The organism is Cellulomonas sp. PS-H5 (genome assembly GCF_019265565.1).
Taxonomy (GTDB): Bacteria; Actinomycetota; Actinomycetes; order Actinomycetales; family Cellulomonadaceae; genus Cellulomonas.
The window spans coordinates 21304-29441 of record NZ_JAHVCI010000054.1 but is presented as its reverse complement, the minus strand read 5'-3'; the positions used below and the strand labels follow the sequence as shown (position 1 = coordinate 29441).

At 74.9% G+C, this 8138-nt stretch carries 7 protein-coding genes; 5 read left to right on the top strand and 2 right to left on the bottom strand.

The genetic code is table 11. The features are described from left to right. On the bottom strand, positions 1–857 hold an 857-nt coding region (locus tag J5O08_RS16935), incomplete at its 3' end, for a serine/threonine-protein kinase (RefSeq protein WP_218708045.1). Between the two features lie 165 nt (positions 858–1022). On the opposite strand from J5O08_RS16935, the gene J5O08_RS16930 reads away from it, so the two are divergent. From J5O08_RS16930 to J5O08_RS16910, 5 genes are all read left to right on the top strand, one after another. Beyond that, positions 1023–2456, top strand: a complete 1434-nt coding sequence (locus J5O08_RS16930) for a trehalose-6-phosphate synthase (RefSeq protein ID WP_147795483.1) — start codon at positions 1023–1025, stop codon at positions 2454–2456. An 11-nt stretch (positions 2457–2467) separates the two neighbouring features. Continuing rightward, positions 2468–3340 carry a trehalose-phosphatase gene (gene otsB / locus J5O08_RS16925; RefSeq protein WP_308281685.1) on the top strand — a complete coding sequence of 291 codons (873 nt, stop codon included), beginning with the start codon at positions 2468–2470 and terminating at the stop codon, positions 3338–3340. A 9-nt stretch (positions 3341–3349) separates the two neighbouring features. After that, positions 3350–4939: a PQQ-binding-like beta-propeller repeat protein gene (locus tag J5O08_RS21740; RefSeq protein ID WP_218708044.1), complete on the top strand. Its 1590-nt coding sequence runs from the start codon at positions 3350–3352 to the stop codon at positions 4937–4939. Between the two features lie 158 nt (positions 4940–5097). Continuing rightward, positions 5098–6222, top strand: coding sequence for an ABC transporter ATP-binding protein (locus J5O08_RS16915; RefSeq protein ID WP_147795481.1), 1125 nt, complete (start codon positions 5098–5100; stop codon positions 6220–6222). An 82-nt stretch (positions 6223–6304) separates the two neighbouring features. After that, positions 6305–7576 carry a DUF4032 domain-containing protein gene (locus tag J5O08_RS16910; protein WP_217615817.1) on the top strand — a complete coding sequence of 424 codons (1272 nt, stop codon included), beginning with the start codon at positions 6305–6307 and terminating at the stop codon, positions 7574–7576. Here the strand turns inward: J5O08_RS16910 and J5O08_RS16905 are convergent, their stop codons facing one another. After that, the gene (locus tag J5O08_RS16905; RefSeq protein WP_218708043.1) at positions 7577–8062 is read right to left on the bottom strand and encodes a pyridoxamine 5'-phosphate oxidase family protein; all 486 of its coding nucleotides are present in this window, start codon (positions 8060–8062) and stop codon (positions 7577–7579) included. Positions 8063–8138: the final 76 nt, after the last annotated feature.

Sequence of the window (8138 nt, the reverse complement as noted above, 5' to 3'; positions counted from 1 at the left end):
GGTCCCGCCGCGAGCGCCGCGGCGGCCGCGGCCGCGTCGTAGGCCTCCCCGCGCCGCGCGGCCTCGGCGAGCGCCGCCACCACCTCGTCGGGCTCGGCCCGGTCGGCGGGGTCGGCGGCCAGCGCGTCCCACAGCGCCCCGGCGGTCACCGGCCCCAGGCCCGCCAGGTCCGCGTCGCCGCTGCGCGTCCGGACCAGCACCGCCTCCAGCGGCCGGGTGCCGAACGGCGCGCGGCCGGTCGCGGCGTACGCCAGCAGCGCGGCCCAGCCCCACCAGTCCGTGGCGGGCGTCGGCTCCGCCCCGTCCACGAGCTCGGGCGCGAGGTAGCCGGGGGTGCCGACCACGAACCCGGTGGAGGTCACCCGGGTCTCGTCGACCGACTGGGCGATGCCGAAGTCGATGAGCACCGGACCGTCGGCGGTGACGAGCACGTTGCTGGGCTTGAGGTCGCGGTGCACCACGCCGGCCGCGTGCACCGCGCCGAGCGCGTCCCGCAGGCCGTCGGCCAGCCGGTGCAAGGCGGCGGCGTCCAACGGACCGCGCTGGCGCACGTGCTCGGCGAGGTCGGCGCCCGGGACGAGCTCGGTGACGAGGAACGCCTCGGTCGAGTCGGCCTCCGCGTCCAGGACGGCGGCGACGCCGGGGTGCCGGAGCCGCTGCAGGGCGAGCACCTCGCGGCGCAGCCGCTCGCGCGAGGACGGGTCGGCGCCGATGTGCGGGTGCAGCAGCTTGAGCGCCACCGGGGTGCCGCCGCCGTCGACCGCGCGGTACACCGTGCCCATGCCGCCGGAGCCGAGCGGCGCGAGGATGGTGTACCCGCCGATCTCGGCGCCCGGCGACAGCCCGATGCGCTCCATGCGGGCACCGTAGCCGCCGCTCGGGCGGGGGTCGTGGTGCCGCGCGGCGGGACCCGTGAAGGCACCCGGACGCGCGGTCGGGACCACGGCCGGGACTGCGCCGTCCCCGGGCGGTCGGTGCTCGGTCACGTTAAGGTCGAGCCGACACCAAGGAGATGGACTTCAGTGGATTCTGCTGGTTATGACCTGGTCGTCGTCGCGAACCGCCTCCCGGTCGACGTGACCGTGGGCGAGGACGGCGCGCCGAGCTGGACCCGCTCCCCGGGCGGCCTCGTGACCGCCCTCGAGCCCGTCGTGCAGAAGTCCGACGGCGCGTGGGTCGGCTGGGGCGGCTCGGCCGACCTCGAGCTCGAGCCGTTCGACGCCGACGACATGCGGCTCGTCCCCGTGAAGCTGACCGAGGACGACCTCCGCTTCTACTACGAGGGCTTCTCCAACGACACGCTGTGGCCGCTCTACCACGACGTGATCCAGCCCCCGACGTTCCACCGGCAGTGGTGGGACGCCTACCAGCGGGTGAACCGCCGGTTCGCGGACGCGGCGGCGGCGCAGGCCGCGCCCGGCGCGACGGTGTGGGTGCACGACTACCAGCTGCAGCTGGTGCCGAAGTTCCTGCGCGAGCTGCGCCCGGACGTCCGGATCGGCTACTTCCACCACATCCCGTTCCCCCCGCTGGAGATCTTCGCCCAGCTGCCGTGGCGGCTCCAGGTCGTCGAGGGCCTGCTCGGCGCGGACCTCATCGGGTTCCAGCGCGGCGGCGACGCGGCCAACTTCGTCCGGGTGGTCCGCCGGCTCACCGACCGCACCACGCGCGGCCAGATGATCACGCTGACCGACGCCGACGGCCGGGTCGAGCGGCACGTGCGCGCCGCTGCGTTCCCCATCTCCATCGACTCGAAGGCGTTCGACCGGCTCGCCCGCACCCCCGAGGTGCAGCAGCGCGCCAAGGAGATCCGCGCCGAGCTCGGCGACCCGGAGGTGCTGCTGCTCGGCGTCGACCGGCTCGACTACACCAAGGGCATCCGGCACCGGATCAAGGCGTTCGAGGAGCTGCTCGAGGACGGCCGGATGACCGTGCCGGAGTCGACGCTGGTGCAGGTCGCCTCGCCCAGCCGGGAGAACGTCGGCGCCTACCAGCAGCTCCGCGAGGAGGTCGAGGCGCAGGTCGGCCGGATCAACGGCGAGCACGGCGAGCTCGGCCACGCGGCCGTGCACTACATGCACCACTCCTACCCGATGGAGGAGATGGCGGCCCTGTACCTGGCGGCCGACGTCATGCTGGTCACCGCGCTGCGCGACGGCATGAACCTGGTCGCGAAGGAGTACATCGCCGCGCGGTCCGACGACCGGGGCGCCCTGGTGCTCAGCGAGTTCACCGGCGCCGCCGACGAGCTCGGCGGCGCGGCCATCCTGGTCAACCCGCACGACATCGCCGGCCTGAAGAACGCGATCCAGCACGCCGCGAACATCGACCCGCGCGAGGCCCGCAAGCGGATGCGCCGCCTGCGCCGCCGGGTGCTGGAGAACGACGTCGCGCACTGGTCGGAGTCGTTCCTGTCGGTGCTGACCGCCGTCCCGGTGCGCGAGCGCCACGTCTGAGGAGCTCCGCAGTGCCCGCAGCACCCACCCCGCCCGCCGAGCCCGCCGGCACCGACGACCTCCGCGCCGCGCTCCGCGCGCTCGTGGCCGACCCCGCCCGGCGCCCGCTGCTGGTCGCGCTCGACTTCGACGGCACGCTCGCGCCGCTGCAGGACGACCCCGAGGCGTCGCGGCTGCTGCCGGGGGCCGTGGCCGCGCTGCGCGAGCTCGCGGGGCACCCGGACGCGGTGCGCCTCGCCCTGGTCTCCGGCCGCCCCGCCGCCGACCTGCACCGGCTGGCCGAGGTCCCGGCCGGCACGGTGCTGATCGGCAGCCACGGCGCCGAGCGCGCCCGGGTCGGCGAGCACGGCCTGGACCGCGACGTCCTCACGCTCACCGACGACCAGTCCGACCGGCTGACCCGGCTCGGCGGGGAGATGCAGGCGGTCGCGCGCGGGCGGGACGGCGTCTGGGTCGAGACGAAGCCCGCCGCGGTGGTGGTGCACACCCGCATGGCGGACCCGGGCACCGGCGACGCGGCCGAGCGGGAGGCGCTCGGCGTCGGCCAGCGCCTCGGGTCCGTGACGCTGCACGGCAAGAAGGTCGTCGAGGTGTCCGTGCTGGACGCCGACAAGGGCGCCGCGCTGGTGGCGCTCCGGGACGAGCTCCGGGCCGGGTCGGTGCTGTCCGCCGGCGACGACGTCACCGACGAGCACGCCTTCGAGGCGCTCGGGCCCGACGACCTCACCGTCAAGGTCGGCGACGGCCCCACCGCCGCCCGGTACCGCGTGCCCGACCCCGAGGCGCTGTCCGCGCTGCTGGCAGGGCTGGCGGCGGACCTCGCGTCCGGGGCCGCCGGTGCCGGCGGGGCCGATCCCGCGCGCGGAGCGCCCCCCGGGGCGTAGGTTCCGGTCGTGGGGCGACGACGCGAGCCGATGCAGGACGTCGAGCTGGTCGACGTCGGCACCGACCTGCCGCTCGCCCCCGAGGCCGAGGACCCCGAGGCGGAGGCCGCACGCGCCCGCCGGGTCGCCCGGCGCCGGCGCGCGCTGCGCCGGTGGTGGCCGGTCCCGGTCGTCGCCGCGCTCGCGCTCGTCGGCACGCAGGCGCTGCTCGACGCCCGCGAGGACGGCCGGGTCGCCGCCCGGCAGGAGGTCGCCGGGGTGCTGCGGACCGTCGCGCCCGGCCTGCCCGCCGCGCACCGGTACAGCCAGGAGACGGCGTCGGTCGTGCTCTCCGGCATCCCGGTGGACGACCTGCGGATCGGCGTCGCGTCGCCGCCGTGGGACGCCGCCCGCGAGCTGGTCGCGCTCGACCGCGACGGCACCCAGGTCTGGTCGACGTCGCTGGAGGACGGCGGCCGGGCGGAGCCCGACGTCGGCATGGAGTACCCGACCTGCGTGCCCGACGCCGAGCCGGTGGCGACCGTCCGCTGCCTGGTCCTCGACCGCGGTGCGGCCGACGCCGCCGACGACTCCGGGAGCTGGGCGCCGGCCGCGCCGAGCGCGGCCCGCCTCGTGGCGCTCGACGCCACGACCGGCGAGCTGCGCGCCACCCGCCAGGTCGCGCCGATGTCGGGCTGGGGCGGCGCCGACGGCCTCCAGGTGCTCGCGTCGATCGCCGACGGCACCCTGCGGGTCTCCGCGTGGGACACGGCGGCGGACCGGGGCGCGCCCGACGACGGCGGCGCGGCCCCGCTGTGGCGCACCGACGTCCCGCTCACCGACCCGGAGGCCGCCGCGCGGCTCTTCTACCCGCCGGGCGTGTCCGTCGCGCCGGGGCGGGTCCTGGTGCAGGGCGAGCTCGGCTCCTGGGCGTTCGACGCCGACGACGGGCGGCTGCAGGCGTCCGGGGCCGACTACCTGTCCGTGTCCCGCACAGGGCACCTGCTGGCCAGCGGCGGCACCGGTGCGCGGCTGCTCGACGACGACGGGGAGCCCTTGACCGACCTGCCCGGCCAGCCGCTCTGGCTGTCCGTCGACGACGGGTCGGTGCCCGGGGTGGAGCTGGTGGCCTCGTCGACCTCGGAGGGCCGGGTCCTGGTCGGCGTGGACGCCGAGTCGGGCGCCGAGCTGTGGACGTCGCCGCACCCCCGCTGGTCGGACCCGGCCGCGGTGCTGCTCGAGGGCACGCTGTACGGCGCGGACACGGACGGGCTGTGGGCGCTCGACGTGGCGACCGGCCGCGAGGTCTGGCGCACGGTCGTAGAGGTGTCCGGCGACGGCGCGTCGGTGATGACGGACGGCCGGTACGTCCTGGTCCTGGCGCGGCCGGACGCGCTCGCGGGGCTGGGGGTCGCGGTCGGGGACGCGCCGACGGCGTCCGGGCGGGCCGACGAGGGGGGCGGGACCGACCCGGGCTCCCCGCGCGCGCTCGCGGCGTTCGCGCTGTCCTCCGGCACCCCGGCGTGGGCGACGCGGCTGCCCGCCGACGTGCAGGGCGTGTGGCCGTACGGCGGCGACCTGCTCGGCTACGGCGCCTCGGACGTCGTCGTCCTGAACTGACCGCGCGAGTTCACCCGCAGGTCAGCCTGGTGTGGTTGGATGTCCGTGGACCGAGGGGGGTCACCCGACCTCCCTCGACCCGTGTCAGCGAAGACACTCTGACACTCTTCACGACGGATCGTCCGGCACGTACCTGCCGGTGAAGGGATCGATGAACCATGGCTACGGTCACGTTCGACAAGGCCACCCGGGTGTACCCGGGCACGGAGCGTCCCGCGGTGGACGCCCTCGACCTGCACATCGAGGACGGCGAGTTCCTCGTCCTCGTCGGCCCCTCGGGCTGCGGCAAGTCGACCTCCCTCCGCATGCTCGCGGGCCTGGAGGACGTCAACGCGGGTCGCATCCTCATCGGCGACCGCGACGTCACCGACGTCCAGCCGAAGGACCGGGACATCGCGATGGTGTTCCAGAACTACGCGCTTTACCCGCACATGACGGTCGCCGACAACATGGGCTTCGCGCTCAAGATCGCCGGCACCCCGAAGGCCGAGATCCGCACCCGCGTCGAGGAGGCCGCCAAGATCCTCGACCTGACCCAGTACCTCGACCGCAAGCCGAAGGCCCTCTCGGGTGGCCAGCGGCAGCGCGTCGCGATGGGTCGCGCCATCGTCCGCCAGCCGCGCGTCTTCCTCATGGACGAGCCGCTGTCGAACCTGGACGCGAAGCTCCGCGTGCAGACCCGCACCCAGATCGCGTCGCTCCAGCGCCGCCTGGGCGTCACCACGGTCTACGTCACGCACGACCAGACCGAGGCGCTGACCATGGGCGACCGCATCGCGGTCCTCAAGGACGGCCTCCTGCAGCAGGTCGGCACCCCGCGCGACATGTACGACACCCCGGCCAACGTGTTCGTCGCCGGCTTCATCGGCTCCCCGGCCATGAACATCGGCACGTTCCCGATCACCGACGGCGTCGCGAAGGTCGGCTCGGCCGGCATCGCCGTGCCGCGCGACGTGCTCGGCACGCTGGCGTCGGACGACAACAACTCCATCACCATCGGGTTCCGCCCGGAGGCGCTGGACGTCGTCCCGCAGGGCACCCCGGACTCGATCCCGGTGTCGGTCAACATCGTCGAGGAGCTCGGCTCCGACGCGTTCGTGTACGGCTCGCTCGTCGGCGAGGCCGGCGCGGCGGACGTCCACTCCGGCGCCGGCGACGCGCAGGTCATCGTGCGCGTCGACCCGCGGCAGGTCCCGGCCAAGGGCGAGACCATCCACGTCCGCATCCGCACCGGCGAGCAGCACCTGTTCCACGCCGGCTCGGGCGAGCGCATCGCGCACTGACGCACCACATCTCCACGCCGTAGGGGCGGGGCCGGCACGCACCGGCCCCGCCCCTTCGTCGTCCGGATGGGAGAATCGACCCATGACCCCTCGCACGCGCCTGCAGATCACCGCGGCCGCGCCGGACCCGGCCCTGCTCGACCTGCCCTGGGACGTGCCGCTCGCCGACTGGCCGGCGGAGCGCCTCGCCGCCCTCCCCCGCGGCATCTCCCGGCACACCGTGCGGTTCGCGCGGCTGTCCGGCCGGGTCGTCGCGATCAAGGAGATCGGCGAGACCGTCGCGTACCGGGAGTACGAGCTGCTGCGCCAGCTCGGCCGCCTGGACGTGCCGAGCGTCGAGCCGGTGGGCGTCATCACCGGGCGGACGTCGCCCGACGGCGAGCCGCTCGAGGCCGTGCTCATCACGCAGCACCTGCGGTTCTCGCTGCCGTACCGCGCGCTGTTCAGCCAGGCGCTGCGCCCCGACACCGCGACCCGGCTCATCGACGCCCTCGCGGTGCTGCTGGTCCGGCTGCACCTCGTCGGCTTCTACTGGGGCGACGTGTCGCTGTCGAACACGCTGTTCCGCCGGGACGCCGAGACGTTCGCGGCCTACCTCGTCGACGCCGAGACCGGCGACCTGCACGACGAGCTCACCCCGGGTCAGCGCGCGTACGACCTCGAGGTCGCGCGGGTCAACATCATCGGCGAGCTCATGGACCTGCAGGCCGGCGAGTTCCTGGACGAGGACGTCGACGCCGTCGCGATCGGCGACGCCCTGGCCGAGCGGTACGAGGAGCTGTGGTCCGCGCTGACCAGCTCCGAGTCGTTCGGGCTGAACGAGCGCTGGCGGGTGCAGGCCCGGATCGAGCGGCTCAACGACCTGGGCTTCGACGTCGGCGAGCTCGACATCACCACCGACATCGACGGCACCACGGTCCGCATCCAGCCGAAGGTCGTCGACGCCGGCCACCACTCGCGCCGGCTCATGCGGCTCACCGGCCTCGACGTGCAGGAGAACCAGGCGCGCCGGCTGCTCAACGACCTCGACCAGTACGTGGCCGCGATGGACCGGCAGAACGACGACGAGACGTTCGTCGCGCACGACTGGCTGACCGACGTGTTCGAGCCCGCCGTCCGCGCCGTGCCGCGCGACCTGCGGCCCAAGCTCGAGCCCGCGCAGCTCTACCACGAGCTGCTCGACCACCGGTGGTTCCTGTCGGAGGCGCAGAAGCGCGACGTCCCGATGCGCGAGGCCGTGAGGTCCTACACGCAGGACATCCTGCCGAACCGCCCGGACGAGGAGTCGATCCTGGGCGTCTCGGCGGCGGACCTGCGCGAGGACACGGACGTCATCCCGGTCGTCCGGGACTGACTACAGCTCGACGCGCTCGTTCTCGCCCTCGAGGCGCTCGCCCTTCGCCTTCGCCTTCACGAAGCTGAGCAGCGTCGCGACCCGGCCGCCGGGGGCGTCCCAGTACTCGGCGGACTCGGCGCGCACGCGCAGCAGCACGGCCTGCGGCGAGTCCGGGCCGTCGGGCAGCCACGCCTCGACGCCGGCGCTCCACAGCTCGCGCTTCTTCGCGGTGTCCTCGACCGGCTCGGCGACGCCCGCCACCGACACCCAGGTCGCGCCCGACCCGACGGTCACGTTGACCCGCGGGTCGGCGGCGACGTGCGCGAGCTTACGGGAGCCCCGCTCGGCGAAGAACCACAGGTCCCCGTCGAACTCGACCTCCTGGAGCGCCATCGGGCGCGCGATCAGGGTGCCGTCCGGGGCGACGGTGGTGAGCACGCCGAGGCGCTCGTCCTTCAGCATCCCGGCGACGGTGCGGACGGGATCGGTGGTGTCGTGGCTCATGCACCCACTGTCCGCCGCGCGCGGGGCGCCCGCACCTCGGGGCGCGCGGCCCGCGCACGTCCGCCGAGATAGGACC